The 16,314-nt window shown below is 60.2% G+C and carries 13 protein-coding genes, 1 tRNA gene and 1 pseudogene; 4 read left to right on the top strand and 11 right to left on the bottom strand.

Going from position 1 to position 16,314, the window contains the following annotated elements:
* Positions 1-28: 28 nt before the first annotated feature.
* The 3 genes from BREU_RS01305 to glgX all read left to right on the top strand — a co-directional run bounded on the left by BREU_RS01305 (position 29) and on the right by glgX (position 3,457).
* On the top strand, positions 29-334 hold the full coding sequence (locus BREU_RS01305; RefSeq protein ID WP_181161723.1) for a hypothetical protein: 306 nt from the start codon (positions 29-31) through the stop codon (positions 332-334).
* Positions 324-638: a hypothetical protein gene (locus BREU_RS01300; protein WP_044089164.1), complete on the top strand. Its 315-nt coding sequence runs from the start codon at positions 324-326 to the stop codon at positions 636-638. Before BREU_RS01305 ends, BREU_RS01300 begins: the two co-directional genes overlap by 11 nt.
* Before the next feature lie 206 nt (positions 639-844).
* A complete protein-coding gene (gene glgX, locus BREU_RS01295; protein ID WP_044089121.1) occupies positions 845-3,457 on the top strand; it encodes a glycogen debranching protein GlgX in 2,613 nt (870 codons plus the stop codon).
* Between the two features lie 300 nt (positions 3,458-3,757).
* On the opposite strand, the gene rpsI is transcribed toward glgX, so the two are convergent.
* From rpsI to BREU_RS01250, 9 genes and pseudogenes are all read right to left on the bottom strand, one after another.
* Positions 3,758-4,249 (bottom strand): 30S ribosomal protein S9, encoded by a 492-nt coding sequence (rpsI, locus tag BREU_RS01290; protein WP_044089122.1) that lies wholly within the window; start codon positions 4,247-4,249, stop codon positions 3,758-3,760.
* Between the two features lie 22 nt (positions 4,250-4,271).
* On the bottom strand, positions 4,272-4,721 hold the full coding sequence (rplM, locus tag BREU_RS01285) for a 50S ribosomal protein L13 (protein ID WP_044089123.1): 450 nt from the start codon (positions 4,719-4,721) through the stop codon (positions 4,272-4,274).
* 275 nt (positions 4,722-4,996) lie between these two features.
* Positions 4,997-7,162: a 4-alpha-glucanotransferase gene (malQ, locus tag BREU_RS01280; RefSeq protein WP_044089124.1), complete on the bottom strand. Its 2,166-nt coding sequence runs from the start codon at positions 7,160-7,162 to the stop codon at positions 4,997-4,999.
* Positions 7,163-7,469: 307 nt separating this feature from the next.
* Entirely contained in the window at positions 7,470-8,111 is a 642-nt protein-coding gene (locus BREU_RS01275; protein ID WP_044089165.1) for an AbrB family transcriptional regulator, read from the bottom strand.
* Positions 8,112-8,145: 34 nt separating this feature from the next.
* Positions 8,146-8,790: an IMPACT family protein gene (locus BREU_RS01270; protein WP_044089125.1), complete on the bottom strand. Its 645-nt coding sequence runs from the start codon at positions 8,788-8,790 to the stop codon at positions 8,146-8,148.
* A gap of 134 nt (positions 8,791-8,924) precedes the next feature.
* Positions 8,925-9,941, bottom strand: coding sequence for an NAD(P)-dependent oxidoreductase (locus BREU_RS01265; protein ID WP_044089126.1), 1,017 nt, complete (start codon positions 9,939-9,941; stop codon positions 8,925-8,927).
* Positions 9,942-9,995: 54 nt separating this feature from the next.
* A pseudogene (locus BREU_RS01260) lies at positions 9,996-11,191 on the bottom strand (CapA family protein); the annotation flags it as partial.
* Positions 11,192-11,789: 598 nt separating this feature from the next.
* Positions 11,790-11,879: transfer RNA gene (locus BREU_RS01255), tRNA-Ser, on the bottom strand.
* 84 nt (positions 11,880-11,963) lie between these two features.
* Positions 11,964-12,911, bottom strand: coding sequence for an EamA family transporter (locus BREU_RS01250; protein WP_044089128.1), 948 nt, complete (start codon positions 12,909-12,911; stop codon positions 11,964-11,966).
* Positions 12,912-13,054: 143 nt separating this feature from the next.
* Between BREU_RS01250 and dinB the strand changes: the two genes are divergently transcribed.
* The gene (gene dinB / locus BREU_RS01245; protein ID WP_044089129.1) at positions 13,055-14,329 is read left to right on the top strand and encodes a DNA polymerase IV; all 1,275 of its coding nucleotides are present in this window, start codon (positions 13,055-13,057) and stop codon (positions 14,327-14,329) included.
* Between the two features lie 243 nt (positions 14,330-14,572).
* Here the strand turns inward: dinB and dapC are convergent, their stop codons facing one another.
* A complete protein-coding gene (dapC, locus tag BREU_RS01240; RefSeq protein WP_044089130.1) occupies positions 14,573-15,775 on the bottom strand; it encodes a succinyldiaminopimelate transaminase in 1,203 nt (400 codons plus the stop codon).
* A gap of 141 nt (positions 15,776-15,916) precedes the next feature.
* The gene (gene fdxA / locus BREU_RS01235; protein ID WP_044089131.1) at positions 15,917-16,237 is read right to left on the bottom strand and encodes a ferredoxin; all 321 of its coding nucleotides are present in this window, start codon (positions 16,235-16,237) and stop codon (positions 15,917-15,919) included.
* Positions 16,238-16,314: the final 77 nt, after the last annotated feature.

Raw genomic sequence — 16,314 nt, 5'->3', positions numbered from 1 at the left:
ATTTGTGTATATCGACGGGGAAGATCCAGTGATTCTTCCATCGGCACATCGTGAGAGCAAACACGGGGAACCGCCGATCGCCGACAGCGACATTCTCCATGTCTATCGACATGGCATCGAGGTCGCTGTGAACGATCGGCGTATTCCTCCCACCCATGTCCTTGTGGGCACCGGAGCTTCAGGCGCGGTTCTCTATGAAATTGGCGTAATCGAACGCCAATGGATTCCAGGCATGGACGAACACGTCATCGTGCACGCCATGCGCGCACGGCTGTCCTATGAAATGAAATGGCTGCTGCTGCAGTACCACGAAGGTGATGGACATGAGATTTGAAGACTATACGCCCGAAATGCAGGCGAAATTACGGGCAATAGGCAACGCCGCCGCCGATGCGGTCGAAGCACAGGATTCCCCTTCACTGGGAGATCCTGAAAACGATCCGAACTTCTCCCCGGAGCTTGAGCTCAGCAGGCTTCTGAATCGTCGTCGAACGGAGCTGAAAGCAATCGATGACAGCATCACGCGCATGGTTCTGCTCATGCACCGCAGAGGACAATCATGGGAGACCATAGGCCGAAAGCTTGGCATCACCGGGGAGGCTACGCGATTGCGATACGCCAAACTGGAACGTCAATAGCCGACAGTCAAATACCCGTGTAATGAGTCGTATAATGAACCGAAAGCTTGAAATCCCAGAAGACACCGTCATTGGGCGACTTTGACAACAGCTGTAAAGCCTCCTGAATTCTGTCACCGAGAAAGTCCTGGGCCTCTTCAAGCTTCATCTCACGGGTGAGAAGGAAGTGGAGCAGCGCTCACAGGCACGGCATCTACAATGGGGGTATGAGAAATCCACCGTTGCATCGTTATGCCACTCGTCCCGGCCTGTACTTCACCGATGATGGAGGCGCTGACGTCATAGTCCGCTCCGAGACCGCGGGACAGGTATGGCTATGCGTGCTTGAGCCGGTCGACAAACCCAGCGCATTCTTCCAAGATGCGATTCGTCTGTTCTCAGACCCGGGCGTCTCCTTCATCCAGCAGATCCATGAGTTCCCGGTGTGCACCCGCATCATCGAGCACCTGTATCTCCGGGAGACGCTGTTCCGCATGAACGGCCCCAATTACGGACTATGGTACGTGCACCTGCCCAAAGCCTGGGACGGCATGCAATACGGGTATCGCGTGGATGGCGCATGGGACCCCAAGCATGGCGTACGCTTCAACCCATACAAATTCCTGCTCGACCCTTATGGCAAGGGCATCGAAGGCAGCATGGAGCTCGATCCGGCGGCGTTCTCCTACCAATGCGAAGTGCATGACCGCAAGGTCGTCGGATCGGCATACGGAGCGATGAGCACCATCGATTCACTGGGCCATGTACCGGTGTCCGTGGCCATCGACGACCGCGACATCCACAAGCATGAGGACGATCCGGGGCACCCGCATGTACCGTGGCGGAAAACCGTGATTTACGAGATGCACGTCAAGGGCTTTACGGCCAACGCTCCGTGGCTGCCCGAGGAACTGCGGGGCACCTATGCCGGGCTCGCTCATCCGATCACCTTGGCGTATCTGCAGAACCTCGGCGTCACCACCATAGAACTATTGCCTATCCAAGCCAAACAGGACGAACTCTTCCTCCAGGAACACGGTCGCAAGAACTACTGGGGATACTCAACCCTGAGCTACTTCTCCCCCGAACCCTCGTACGCCACCAAGGCAGCCCAAGAGCACGGTGCGGGAGCCGTGCGCCAGGAAGTCATCGACATGGTCCGGGCCCTGCACGAAGCCGGCTTCGAAGTCATCATGGATGTGGTGTACAACCACACCTGCGAGGGCGGGGTCGAAGGTCCGACCGTCTGCTGGCGCGGATTGGATGATCTGGCGTATTACCGCCACCAGAAGTCCAATGTCGGGCGTCTGGAGGACACCACCGGCTGCGGAAACACCTTCGATTTCACCAATACCCATGTGGTCACGTTTGCGGTGGATTCGCTGCGGTACTGGGCCAAGCGCATAGGCATCGACGGCTTCCGTTTCGACCTGGGCGTCTCGTTGGCACGCCTCAACGGCGAGTTCACCCCGCATCACCCGTTCCTGTACGCGTTGCGGTCCGATCAGCTGCTCGGCAACCTCAAGCTCATCATGGAGCCGTGGGATCTGGGCAATCTTGGCTGGCGCACCGGGCAGTTCGGCATCCCGTTCGCCGAATGGAACGACCGGTTCCGCGATACCACGCGCACATTCTGGCTGGAGGATGTGGACGGCAGCATGGAATACGGACGGACCAGTCTGCAAGAGATGGCCACGCGCATGTGCGGCTCGGCGGATATGTTCGCCACCGACCCGGGACGAGGCGCCACGGCATCCATCAACTTCGTGGCCTGCCATGACGGCTTCACGCTTACAGACCTGACACGGTACCGCACCAAGCACAACGAAGCAAACGGCGAAAACAACAACGACGGTTCCTCAGTGAACCATTCAGCCAACTTCGGCGTGGAAGGCGTGACCGACGAACCGGAGATCATCGCCGCACGGGAGCAGGCCGCCATGAACATGACGGGCACCATGCTGCTTTCGCTCGGCACGCCGATGATGCTCGCCGGCGACGAATTCCGCAATACGCAGAACGGCAACAACAACGCCTACTGCCAGGACAACGAACTGACCTGGATGAACTGGGATTGGCTGTATTCCCCGTACAAGACCCGCGAGATGCGGCGCTTGGAAACGGTCTCGAGGCTTATCTCGCTGCGCAAATCGCTTGACCTGTACCATCATGAGGACTTCTTCACGCGATTGACGCAGATCGGACTGTTCAAGCCATCCGACCGCGTCAAATGGTTCCTTCCCGACGGATCCTCCCCGAAGGAACGCGATTGGTTCGATCTGAGCACCCGCGGTTTCACCATGCGACTGCTGTCCAACACCGAGGTCGACGTCTGCATCGTGGTCAACGGCGTGGCCGAGAACCGTGACTTCCGGCTTCCTGACGACAGCACATGGATTCCCAAGTGGTGTTCCGCCGAAGTCAATGGATTGTGGCCGGGTCAGGGCGGTCATATCGGCACCGAAAAGGATAACGAGGAAATCAGCGTCTGGATGCAGCATGTGCAGAACGCCAATGAAATCGTCAGACGTCTGGCTGAGGAGGCGCAAACCCACAAGGCCGATGCCGCAGGCATCGCCGGATTCGACATCGTCGACAACAGCGCGGCGCACGGTGGCACCACAATCGCCGGTGATGCGGCAGCAGTCAACGCTGCGGCGGCAAACGGAAGCCCACGTATATCCCCCAATATCACCTTGTATAGGGCGGACAATGCCAGCGACAGCGGGGGCATCGACAGCACTGCGGCCGAGAAGGTCCCCGGTGAGAACAGCGCGATTGATCCTCACAATGTATGGACGATGCCGGCGATGTCCATCACGCTGATGAAACAGGTGTGAGAAGCAGCAACGGGATTGGCCACAGCACAGGCCACACATAAGGCAGTGCGCCGACAGGACGGTTCAGTCTGTCGGCGCACTGCCTCAGTACTAGTGGTCTATCTGGTAAATAATTGAGGGATTCAGTTTTTCTCTCCCCCAGTCAGCTTCGCTGACAGCCCCCTCGTCAGAGGGGGCCAGCACCACTCAACCAATTACGAGACAGACCACTAGCACATATACCGGGATATACCAAAGAGCCCTTCGTGGATGACCACGAAGGGCTCTTTGTGCTCGGTAAAGACACAGAACGCCAGCGGATTAACGCTTGGAGAACTGCGGGGCGCGACGTGCCTTGTGCAGACCGGCCTTCTTGCGCTCCACGACGCGAGAGTCGCGGGTCAGGAAGCCAGCCTTCTTCAGGGTGGCGCGGTTGGCATCACGGTCGATGGCGTTCAGCGCACGGGCCACGCCGAGACGGATGGCACCGGCCTGACCGGTGGTGCCGCCGCCGTCAACGAGGACGATAGCGTCGAACTTGCCTTCGAGCTTGAGCAGAACGATCGGAGAGTTGACCTCACGCTGCAGCAGCTTGGAGGGGAAATACTCCTCCAGGGTGCGGCCGTTGATGGTCCACTTGCCGGAGCCCGGAATCAGACGGACACGGGCGACGGCCTCCTTGCGACGGCCAGTGCCATAGCCCGGCTCAATCGCGGAGGTACCGGTGCCAGCGCCAGCGTTGGTCTCGGTGGTGTAGTTGGTGAGCTCCTCTTCGGTCTCGACAACCTGGGAGTCGTTGGTGTTTTCAGCCATGATATCTATCTCCTCTCAGGTTTCACTTGGCCTGCTGAGAGATCTGAGCGATCTCGAAGGTCTTCGGCTGCTGGCCTGCGTGCGGATGCTCGGCACCGCGGAAGACGCGGAGACGATCAAGCTGCACCTTAGCCAGACGGTTCTTCGGCAGCATGCCCTTGACAGCGGCCTTGATGATACGCTCGGGGTTCTTCTCGAGCAGCTCAGCGTAAGAGTCGCGGCGCAGACCACCAGGACGGCCAGAGTGGACGTAGAGTTCCTTGCCCATCTTGTTGCCGGTAAGAGCGATCTTGTCAGCATTGATGACGATGACGAAATCGCCGAGATCCGCATGCGGAGCGTAGGTCGGCTTGTTCTTGCCGCGCAGCAGGTTTGCAACCTGGGAGGCAAGACGGCCAAGCACCACATCGGTGGCGTCGACGATGTACCAGTCGTGGGTCAGATCAGCTGGTTTCGGAGTGAAAGTTTTCACTGGAGTACCTTTTCTATATATTGTGTTCCGGGTCTCGGCTGCCTGGCGTGGCTTGGTCAGAGCCGCATCCACAAAGCTTTGAACCTCATTATCCGTGGGCTCCCTGAAAGTCCTCGATGGCGAGTGGGATAGCGCTTTGAAGGACCCCTTAGGGAAACACAACAATCCACTAGTATATCGCGGGTCTTGACATAATAAAACGGCGTGGCGGACTCTTTCGTCCGGCCACGCCGTTTGCCTGAACCTTCTGTTCCCCGTCCGGGAACCCGATGGCGTCAGGAGTTGAAAATCTGCGCGATACGCTGCGCGCCAGCGGTGTCGAACACCGTTTCGAGCGGCACCACGTTGCCCTTGGCATCGGCCAGAGGAATGCGCCAGTTCGGATACTCGTTGTTCGTGCCAGGCTGGTTCTGTGCACGCTTCTCGCCTACCGCATCGGTGATGGATGCGGCAAGCAGCTTGCAGGGCGCATCCTTCAAGGCACGATACAGCGCATCGACGATCTGCGACTCGTGCGCCACACGGTCCTCGGCGGCTGCGGCATCGAGGTATCCCTGCTCCACCAGCATGGCGATCATGGCGTCCTGCTCGGCCTTCGCGGAAGCCTCGAACTCCTCCGCCGGACCGGACAGCAGTCCAAGGCGTTCGCGGATCTTCACGTGTTCGAATTCCAGATATCCCGCTGCCGGCGGCAGATCGTGCGTGTTCACGGAAGCCAACGCATACGGACGGTAATCGGCAGGCTTGCGGAATACGCCGTCACGCTGCTCGAACCATTCGACAGCGCAACCGAGGATACCGTGGCTCGCCAGTGAATCGGCCACATATTCCGGCACCACGCCCAGATCCTCACCGACCACCACGCCATGCGCTCTCGAAGCCTCAATGGCGAGAATACCCAGCATGATGTTCGAGTCGTAATACACGTATGCGCCATCCATGGCCGGATGTCCCGACGGAATCCACCACAGGCGGAACAGACCGAGGATATGGTCGATGCGAACGGCACCGGCGCGGGCGAACATATCATGCACCATGTTGCGGTACGTCCGGTATCCCGTGGCCTCAAGATCGAGCGGGCTCAGCGGAGGCTGGCTCCAGTCCTGACCTTGCTGGTTGAACATGTCCGGCGGAGCACCGACAGTGGCACCCTTGGCGAAGCGTTCGGGATTCCACCATACATCGGCGCCGTTGGGATGCACGCCAACCGCCATGTCGGACATGATGCCGATCTGCATGCCGGCATCCTTGGCCGCCTGCTGCGCTGCGGCAAGCTGCTCCACGGCCACCCATTCCAGCCAACGATAGAAGTCCAGCGTGTCGGGGAACTGGCTCTTGAGCTTGGCGATCTCCGGGGATTCGCGGTTCAGCAGCTGCTCCCAGCTGCTCGGATCGGATGAGGGCGCACCCCACTTGTCATAGCACAGGCACCATGTGGCATATGCTTCAAGATCGTTGCCGCTGGCGGCTTTGAACTCGTCGAACGCCGTCTGGCGGGCTTCCGTGCGCCCGGCCTTGAAGATGATCCAGAGCGCGTGCATCTTGCTGCGCCACATGGCATCGCGGTCGATGACCTGCGCGTCGCCGTTGAGCGGGTCGACGTCGGCGTGCAGGGCATCCACCTGCGCCTTGAGGTCCGCTGTGAGCAACGCATACTCCGGCAATGCCTCCGGTCGGATGTAGGTGAAGTTCACCAAGCGACGGCTGACCGGCAGGTACGGAGAAGGGGTGAGCGGCGATACCGGTTCGGCCGCGTGCACCGGGTTGATCAGGATGAAGTCGGCTCCGGTCTTTCGCTTGGCGTCGATCAGCAGCTGCCTGAGATCCTCGTAATCGCCCACACCCCAGGAACCGGAGGAGCGAATCGAATACAGCTGGGCCATCCAGCCCCAGAGGCTGCCGTTGTTCATCGAATCAAGGAGATCGACCTTGCTGGGTGCACTGATCAGCGTGGCATCCTGCGTACGGTCTCCCACAGTGACGTGCAAGGTATGGTATCCGACTGGCAGATTGGCAGGAATGACGAGTGCCGCAGTGGAGACGAAACGGTCGCCAAGGTCAAAAGCCTGCGAACCATCGCCCGGGCCTACCCCAATGGTGCCTTCATAGGGCTCGCCGTTTTCCAGTGTGATGGTGGCGCTCGGCGTCTCGAGGATACCGGTGTTGACCAGCACCTGATCCTCCGCGCCCGCCGTGTGGAGCACCGTAGGTGCCACCAACCTGGAGTGACGTTCCTTGAGGATTCGATGAATCTCCGCTTCCTGACTATCCTCATCCCGGGCGTCAATGCCCAGAGCGGACAGCACCTCGATCAGGACATCATCGTCAATCTCGTGGTAGTCGTGGCTCATGCCCACATAGCTGGTTCCGATGCCGACCAACTTGGCAAGACGAATAAGAGGGCGAGCCAGTCGCTCTTCATTCTCGGTGTTCTCACTCATACTGCACAGTTTAGCGCCCCCAATACCCTCCACACAGGAGCAACAACGCCGCAATCACGCGAAATTCCCTGATTATTCAGTATTTTTTCAACAAATTGGGTAGGAGATGGACACAGCGGCGGGTACGGCGCCGGCCTCACAGACGCTCAGCGTACGTTTACTGTGGCTTCGCACCTACTTATCTCACCAAACGTACACTGAGTGCGAGTAAGCGTACGTTTGGTGAGGTATAAGGCAACGTTTGGTGCACGCTGCAACGACACAACGAGGCGGTAGCGGCACAACAGCAACAGAGGGAATCTGCGGGCTACTGACGCTGGGCTACGGCATGGCGGACTTCCGGGGATGGATCGTCGGCAAGCTTCTGCAGCATCTGCGCGGAGGTATGCGGATTCAGCGCCACAGCCCGCCGCACCATCGATGCAAGCACCGCCGGAGCCCCCTCTTCGAGCTCGGTGCCGAGAACACCCAGATAGTCCAAGGTCTCTGCGTCGGCATTCGGGTCCTGCGCGCCTTCAAGCCGCATCTTCCAGCTGGTGCGCTTGTTGCGCAACGCGTGGTCGCGCACCGCGGGCACGGGATCCTTGGTGAGGCGGCCGACCAGCCAGTTCTTGTCGTCCTCATTGGCGGCCACGGCCTGACGCACTGATGGCTCAGGGTCTTCCGACAGCTTGACCAGAACATTCGGGAACGGCATCGTCGTGGCCAGGAACACGCGGTCCTCCACCGGCGTGTGCCGGTTGCCCGCAACGGCTTCCAATAATGCGGTGGCCCGCGAGAACGCCGCCTGATCGGACCGGTCCGGCAGTGGACGCCGCGCAAATTCCGAAAGCTCGGCGGAGTCGGTGGAATGCCTGAGACGTTCATACGACGCGGTCAGTGGCTCGAAGTTCTCTGCTTCTTCGGCCTCGGCTGCAGGCTGCTGTTCATCAGTCTTCTGGTCAGTCATGGGATACAGCTTAGTGGGTGGCTCCGCCAGCAGATCACTCGGCGACGGGGACGGGAACACTGATCAAGTCCATGGGATCAGGCGTCACTGCGGCATTGAAGGTTTCCCGCACCCGTTCCTCGAAACGTACGGCGGCATCAAGCGGAACCACGGCCGTCAACACCACGTTCGCCTCATAGGTTTCATCGGTCTGCCTGCCGCCCACCTGCGCCAGCACTTGTTGGAACCTGGCCAGCTGAGGGTATTCGAGACGGACCCTGTACCGACGCGCGACCATGATGCGCGCCACCTGCGCCGCCTTCATCGCCAGGGATGCGGCTGAGGAATATGCGCGGACCAAGCCTCCCGAACCGAGCAGGATACCGCCGAAGTAGCGCGTGACCGCCACCACGCAGTCGGTGGTGCCGGACTGTTTGAGCACATCGAGGATTGGTTTGCCGGCGGTGCCGGAAGGCTCACCGTCGTCACTCATACGTTCGGAAAGACGACCATCGGCACCCCCGCATACAGCTGCATACGCCACGTGCCGGGCCTTGGGGTGCCGCTCGCGTATCGTTTCGACGAATGCGAGCGCCTCATCCAGCGTCGCCACATGGGCGGCGTCGCCGATGAATTCGGACTTCTTTTCGACCAGCGCATCATGTGCGGGGGCTTGAGGGGTGTTGAGAATCGTTTGCATGGGCATCGGTGTGGGTATCGGCGATTGGGATTTGGTAATTGGCTCCGCTGAATTCGGCTCTATACCGACAGTACAGACGCTCTATAGACGTTCTATACAGACAGACACTGAGCCGCATCGTCCAGCGGCGGCACTTAGCGCTCGGAAACGACCACGTTGTAGTCTTCACCGGCGAAATATGCGGTGAGACAGGCGATCATCTGACGGGTGAGCTCCTTGAATGCGCCATCCGTGCGCCAGCCTACATGCGGGGTGAGCACGACGCCGGGAATTGCGCAGATGGCATCGTCGGCGGACAGCGGCTCATGGTCGAATACGTCGAGGCCTGCAGGGATATCCCCTTTCCGGAGCCGAGCGAGCAGTGCACCGGGTTCGATGACTTCGGAACGTGCGGTATTGATGAACAATGTGCCCGGGCGCAGACGGGCAAGATGCTCCGCGGTGACGATGCCACGCGTGGCGTCATTCAGCGGCAGATGCACAGAGACCACATCACTGCCGGCGATGAGATCGCCCAGATCGTCAACCGGAGTGACATCCAGACCGGCGAAACGTTCAGCGGGAACATGCGCGTTCCAGGCACTGACCTGCATGCCGAATCCGCGGGCGATGCCGGCGACCGTCGATCCGATGCCGCCGAGTCCGATGATGCCGAGTCTGCGGCCGGCAAGTTGCAGGCCATCGCCGCCGGACCACGCCCAGTTGCCGGACTTGACATCGGCGTCCAGCGCACCGACGCGACGGACCAGTTCCAGCATCAGCGCGAAGGCGTGTTCGGCCACGGCATGATCGCCATAGTGTTCGGCATTGCACACGCGAATCCGATGCTCACGGGCAAGCGGCAGATTGATATAGCTGGCCACACCGGTGCCGCAGAAGACGATGCATCTGATATGGCTGCGTTCGGCGATGGCATTCAGCAAATCATCCGAGATATGGTATCCACCGACCAGCAGGGCGTCGGCATCGGTGATGCGCTCCGCCAACACGGCTTCATCAGATGTGAACTCCTCATACATACGCACGCGAGCCACATCCTTGAGCGCCGGAAACTGCGCCTTGATGGGTTCGATCATGGACTGCAGCAGCGAAGGCATCACCACAAGCGGAAGGTCAGTGCGCTCCGGCTGGGTTTCGTAAATCTCGGTCATGTCCCCCACATTAGGCGGCCGGCGGGAGAATGGCGCATGACAATCGGTGCGTGGCTATTGCTGCGACTGTTGCTGCCGTTCCTGCGTAATGTTCCACTCGCGCACGACGTTCTGGTCGGCACCCATGGCATAGATGACATTCCAGATGCGTTGGCGAACCTGGGCATCCTGATCCTCCGACCAGCAGGTGCCTATCGGATGGTCACTGGAGATTGGGCACCATTTGTATGTGCCCTGCTGCTGGTTGGCGGTCGGCACCCAGTCAATGCGGCTGACGCGCCAGGACCCCTTGACGCCTTTCTTGCCGGCGAACTGCACGCGAGCCGTGACGCTTGGTTGTTGACGATGGTCTCCGCTGGCGCGGATTCGGTCACCGCATTGCCCAGACCGTAGATGATCCATGTGCCGTTGTAGTTCTCGATGGGTTGCGCGCAATGGCATCCGGCGCCATAGATCACGTCGAAGGCACCGGTATCGGCAAGTTCGTGGGCTTCGGATACCTGCCAGGAATCCGCATGGTCAAGGTATTCCTGTACGGAATGCATGGCGATGGCCACCACATCGGCACCCTGTTCGCGCGCCTTGTTGGCCTTGTCCACCGCACGCTGGATATCGCTGTCGTGATGGGGATCGCCGGCATCACGAAGACGGTCGACCTGCCAATCCTGATCCGGGGTCATGCCGTTGAGGGAGACCGTTCCCGTCACCAGCCCGAGCTTTCCGCCGCCGGTCGGCGAGTCAATGATCAGAGGCTTCATGGAATCCTCTTCGGTCTTGTACGATCCGGTCTGGGCGATGCCGTCCGCCTCAAGCGTGTCCCAAAGCCGTTGAATGCCCTCCGCACCCTGGTCCCAGGAATGGTTGGTGGCATGGGTGCAGGCGTTATATCCCACGTTGCGTGCCGCATCCGCCACTTCCGGAGGAACGTTGAAAATCGGGTAGGCGGAATATGGGCCGCCGCGCTTGGCGATGGGCGTCTCGAATTCGCACACTGCGATATCCGAGGCTTGGATATATTGCTTCATCGGCTCGAACAGCGGGTCAAAGTTGAATGCCGTGCCATCAGTGGCATTGATATTGGGGCCACGGAACTGATTCCATAGCCCCTCATGGAACAGCAGGTCGCCATTCACCAGCATCGCGATGCAATCCGTATCCGGGCAATCGGGCGAATTGCCGTGATGCTCGGCTACAGGAGAGGGAGCCTGCCGCGTTTTGTTAAGCGTGGCCCCGGACGGGCCGGCGGATGCGGTCGCGCCGGGCAGTTGCTGCGAACCAGCCACACGATGGTTCACACCCAGCCAAAGACCCAACACCCCGGCGCCCAACACGACAATGATGCACGCCAGCACGATTGCCAAGCGATGATTCCGCCCCGATGAGGCCCGATGCTGGCCTCTACCTGCGATATGCGTCATTTGCATTCACCCAATCGACTTCTCTCCACTACTCTTCCAGACTACTCCCCGGGCACCACTCCCCGAGCTTCCCCGGATTCATACGCGTGCGTCCCCGGCATACGGCGCGACCAGAACGTGACATTATCGGGCCAAATAATGATTTTGCATCGTTGTGCCGCGAATTGCACTTCTGTAGAATAAAACCCGGAGACGGCGGACAATGGCGTACCTCCGGCTCCGCTACATACCGCATATGTAGTGGACAATTCGCTGGCGCCGTATCCGTTATCTGTTACCACTCTGTTTACCGTCTATCACGCCCATAAGAACGCGCCACTACGCACCTTCGCGCGAATGGCCGGCAAGCGCGGAAACGGCTTGAAACCGTTGGAATACCGCCGTTTTCGGCATGAAAAAAGGGTTCCGGGCGATTGCCCGAAACCCTTGGTGGCGGAGTCAGAGGGATTCGAACCCTCGAGCCGCTTACGCGACTAACACCTTAGCAGGGTGCCCCTATCGGCCACTCAGGCATGACTCCATGTTACGCATCGAGCGCAACAGCAAACTACTGTACCACGAGTCGTGGATGCGGCGTGCCGCGTGGCGGACATATAAAGTCACATCAGTCACCCTTAGCCGGCGAAGCGTCGCCGGAGAAGGTGACGATTACGGCGAGAATCACCAGTGCAACACCGATCAGTTCGCCGATTCCCGGAACCTCGCCGAACACCAGACCGACTCCCACTGCCACAGCCGGATTGATGGACTGCATGACGGAGAACGTACCGGAGGATGTGCGACGCAGCGTGATCTGCTCCACCACATACGGGATGAACGACGCCAGCAACGAGATCACGAACAGCAACAGCAGCAGTTTCAGCGGGCCGAATGGCTCAAGAGCCCATGTGGCATCGGCTTTGGGATGAATCACATGCTGTACCGCCGGCACGCCGAGAACCATCGATTGCGCCGCCCATCCTATGGTCACGGCGATGCAGAGGTTGTCCAACGAGTTGCCGCCTGCGGCGACCTTCCGTCCGGTGACGATATAGACGCCCCACATCGATCCGCCGATCAGAATGGCAATCAGGCCGATGAGAAAATGTCCGCCGCCCGAAGGATCGGACAACGATATGCCGGCGAGCAGCACCACGCCGACCGCCGCGATGCCGATGCCCAGCCTTTCACGCCAGCTGCGTCCGGTGATCACCGCCACCGACAACGGCCCGATGAACTCGATGGCCACGGCGATGCCCATGTCCATATTGCTGATGGCCACATAGAACATCGTGTTCATCAGGACCAAGGAAACACCCAGCAAGACCAGCAATCCCCAGCTGCGGGCGCTACGGCGGAACAATCGCCCGCGCTTGGCGCGTTGCCACGGCCTGCGCCACAGCAACAGCATCAGCACCATGAATCCCACGCGATACCACACCGAGTAGAGCGGGTCCAGCTGGGTGAAGGCGAGTTTGGCGATGGCCGTCGCCGTGTAGATGATGAGCGCCTCACCGATCACGATCAGCGCCACAGGAACACGATTGAGGATTTCGACCACTATCTTCTTCATGCGGTTCACGCTACTCGGTTTGCCGGGACACCACCAACCGGGCGCATCTCAGGCGCGGACGGCGACATCATGCGGACCTCGCCATGAGACACCTTTCGTTTATGGAAGGATTCATCACGCATCCGGTTCCTACAATGGTGTCTATGAGCAATGCACCGAGGCTGGCCGCAGCCAAACGCGATTGGGGTCATGATGAGACCGGTTGCACGGTGCTGCATATCGATATGGACGCGTTCTATGCCTCGCTTGAGGTGGCGCGCCACCCCGAGCTTGCCGGCAAGCCGGTGATCATCGGCACCGGCCCGCGATCGGTGGTGTCCGCCGCAAGCTACGAGGCGCGACGCTACGGCATCAATTCGGCGATGCCTTCGGCACGGGCCCGGCAACTGTGCCCGAACGGTGTTTTCCTGCCGGTGGATATGCGGTATTACCGCATGATGTCGCATCGCATCATGCACGAGGTGTTCCTCACGGTCACGGACCGTTTCGAGCAGGTGTCGGTGGATGAGGGGTACATGGACGTCTCTGCGGCGCTACTCGCATGGGAAAGACCCAGCGCCATCGGCTCGTGGATACGGCAGCAGGTACAGAAACGCTTCCTTGTGACCTGTTCGGTGGGCATCGCAGCCAACAAGCTCGTGGCCAAAATGGCCTCGACCAACGCCAAGCCGGATGGCATGCTGCTTATTCCGGCGGCCAGATCCGCCGAATTCGTGCAGATGATGCCGTTGCGTGGCATTCCGGGCATCGGTCCATCCTTGGAGAAACGTCTTAACGCGTGGGGCGTGACCTCAGTGGCGCAGCTGGCGGATATGGATGAAACGGCATTGGTGCGCGCCACCGGGTCTACCGCTGCGGCACGTGGCCTGTGGGCGGCTTCCCACGGGCTGGATGCCAGACAGGTCACGCCGGTGCGTGAGGAGAAATCCATCGGATCGGAACGCACGCTGATGCAGGACACCAAGGATATGGCCATGGTGTGCGGACTGTTGCGCTCGGCGTGCGACGAGGTTGCCGGCACGCTTCGACGCAAGCGCTTGCTGGCGCGCACGGTCACGGTGAAGCTGCGGTTTGCCGATCTGAGCTATCAGACCCGTTCATTCACCATGGAACGCCCGACCGACACCGCCGGCGTGCTGTATCCCGTGTGCGTGCGGCAGCTGCGCATCATGCTGGGCATCCCGGCTGATGCTCCTACCGATGTGCCGCTGCCCAAAACCATACGCCTAGCGGGCATGAGCGTCTCTTCGCTCAGCGAGACAGCGTCCACCGCTGTGCAACCCTCCTTGGACGACATGCTCGAAGAGGCCGATGACTCGCGCAACCGAACTGCCCAAACCCGCCGTCATGACGCTGAAGCGGCTTTGGACGCCGTGCGCCGCAGATTCGGAAACCAAGCCGCAAGACTCGGCGTATGACTTCCCACTTTGACGGTTCACATATCGATGCGAATGCGACTCGAACCACAAAGCGCGATGGCACTGACGCTACGCGACTGGTGTACTGCCTCAACAGTTCGTTGACAATGACTACCCCTCAGTCCCGCTTCGCGGGACAGCTCCCCTGACAAGGGGAGCCGATGTACACAGAAGAACAGTCCGACACTTCACGGGGCCAGCTCCCCTGACAAGGGGAGCCGAGAATACAACTTATTTCTGACGCTACGCGACTAGACGCCTGCAGGCGGATTGGATGGCTTCGTCAGTGGCGGTGGCGGAAAACCGCAGGTATGCGGGAGCCCCGTAGAATTCACCCGGGCTGGGAATGATACCGATCTTGGCGAGCTCGGCCATGTCCGTCCAGCAATCGCCGGACTTGGCCTTGACCCAGACGTATAGCGCTCCGGCAGGCATCCGCACCTGATAGCCGTATGCTCCCAAGGCGTCGACCAACCAGGTCAGACGACGATGATAACGTCCCCACTGCTCATGCACGGCGGCTGTATCGCGCAACCCTGCGGCCATGGCCGCCTGGACCGGCCCGGGAATGATCTCACCGATCTGCTTGCGGTATTCGCTCATCTCACGGACCAGACGGTAGTCGCCTGCGATCAATGCCGTGCGATATCCAGCCATGTTCGACTGTTTGGACAGCGAATACAGCACCAGAATGCCGTCGGCGGACCCCTCGCACACCTGCGGGTTCAGCGCGCATGGTGTGGCGGACAGGCTGAACGACTCGGCTGCGGCAGGCTCGTTGGACCCGCCGTCGTCCGACTGCGCTCCGGCACCGGGCATCTTGGCGCGCCCGGAACGCCAATCCATCAGGGCATAGCATTCGTCGGAAAGCACCACTGCACCGATACGACGAGCCGCAGCGACGATTTCCGCCAGCCAATCGGCACCGATGACCTCGCCGGTGGGATTGCACGGCGAGTTCACCCATATGGCCTTGATGTTCGGCTCATCGACCCATGACTCCACATCGGCCACATCATCGACCTTGAGCACCGTGGCCCCGGCAAGTTGAGTGCCGATTTCATACGTCGGATACGAGACCTTGGGCTGCACCACCACATCTCCAGGCCCCAAATGCAGCAGACTGGCCATCAAGGCCACTGCCTCCTTGGACCCGACCGTGGGCACCACGGCCGCGTTAATGGACTTGAGATCCACGCCTCGTATCCGCCTGAACCATGCATCCATGGCTTCTTTGAGATCTGTGGAACCGGCAGTCACCGGATAGCCATGCGCATTGGCCGCATCGGCGGACGCAACCAGTGCCTGCTGCACGCTGGCCGGCACCGGATCGACGGGCGAGCCGACGGAAAGGTCGACCATGCCTCCCGGGGCGGCTTTGGCAGTGGCTTTGTACCCGGCGATACGGGACCAATCGTAGGGGGAGGAATATGCATGGAAACCCATCGGAACCCTTTCTTCAGCGTACTGTATTCACGATATGACGAACCCCCGGCCTCAATGGTCGGGGGTTCGAGATGTGTCGGCCTACTTCTCCTCAGTCAGCTTCGCTGGCAACGCTCCCTCACTGAGGGGAGCCACAGAATCTCATTGATTCTGCGGAGGCAGGGCAGCCACCTGCTCGGGATCCTTGCCGATCGGGCCAGCGGCGGAAGCACCGCCCATGTCACCGACCTCGTTGAAGAAGCTCACTGCGGCATCCTTGTACCAAGCCCACTCATCCGGCAGGTCGTCCTCGTAGAAGATGGCCTCGGTGGGACACACGGGTTCACACGCGCCGCAATCGACGCACTCGTTGGGATTGATGTACAGCGAGCGGGAACCCTCATAGATGCAGTCGACCGGGCACTCGTCCACACATGCCTTGTCCTTGACATCCACGCAAGGCTGGGCAACAACATATGGCATGGAATCCTCCTTGGAAATAACGCTGTGTCAATTCTAGGCTCGCGACCGGACGCGCCCGGCGATCCTCGGCATCCCGG

This window comes from Bifidobacterium reuteri DSM 23975, assembly GCF_000741695.1.
In the GTDB taxonomy this organism is placed as follows: Bacteria; Actinomycetota; Actinomycetes; order Actinomycetales; family Bifidobacteriaceae; genus Bifidobacterium; species Bifidobacterium reuteri.
This window is presented reverse-complemented; position numbering and strand designations above follow the sequence as displayed.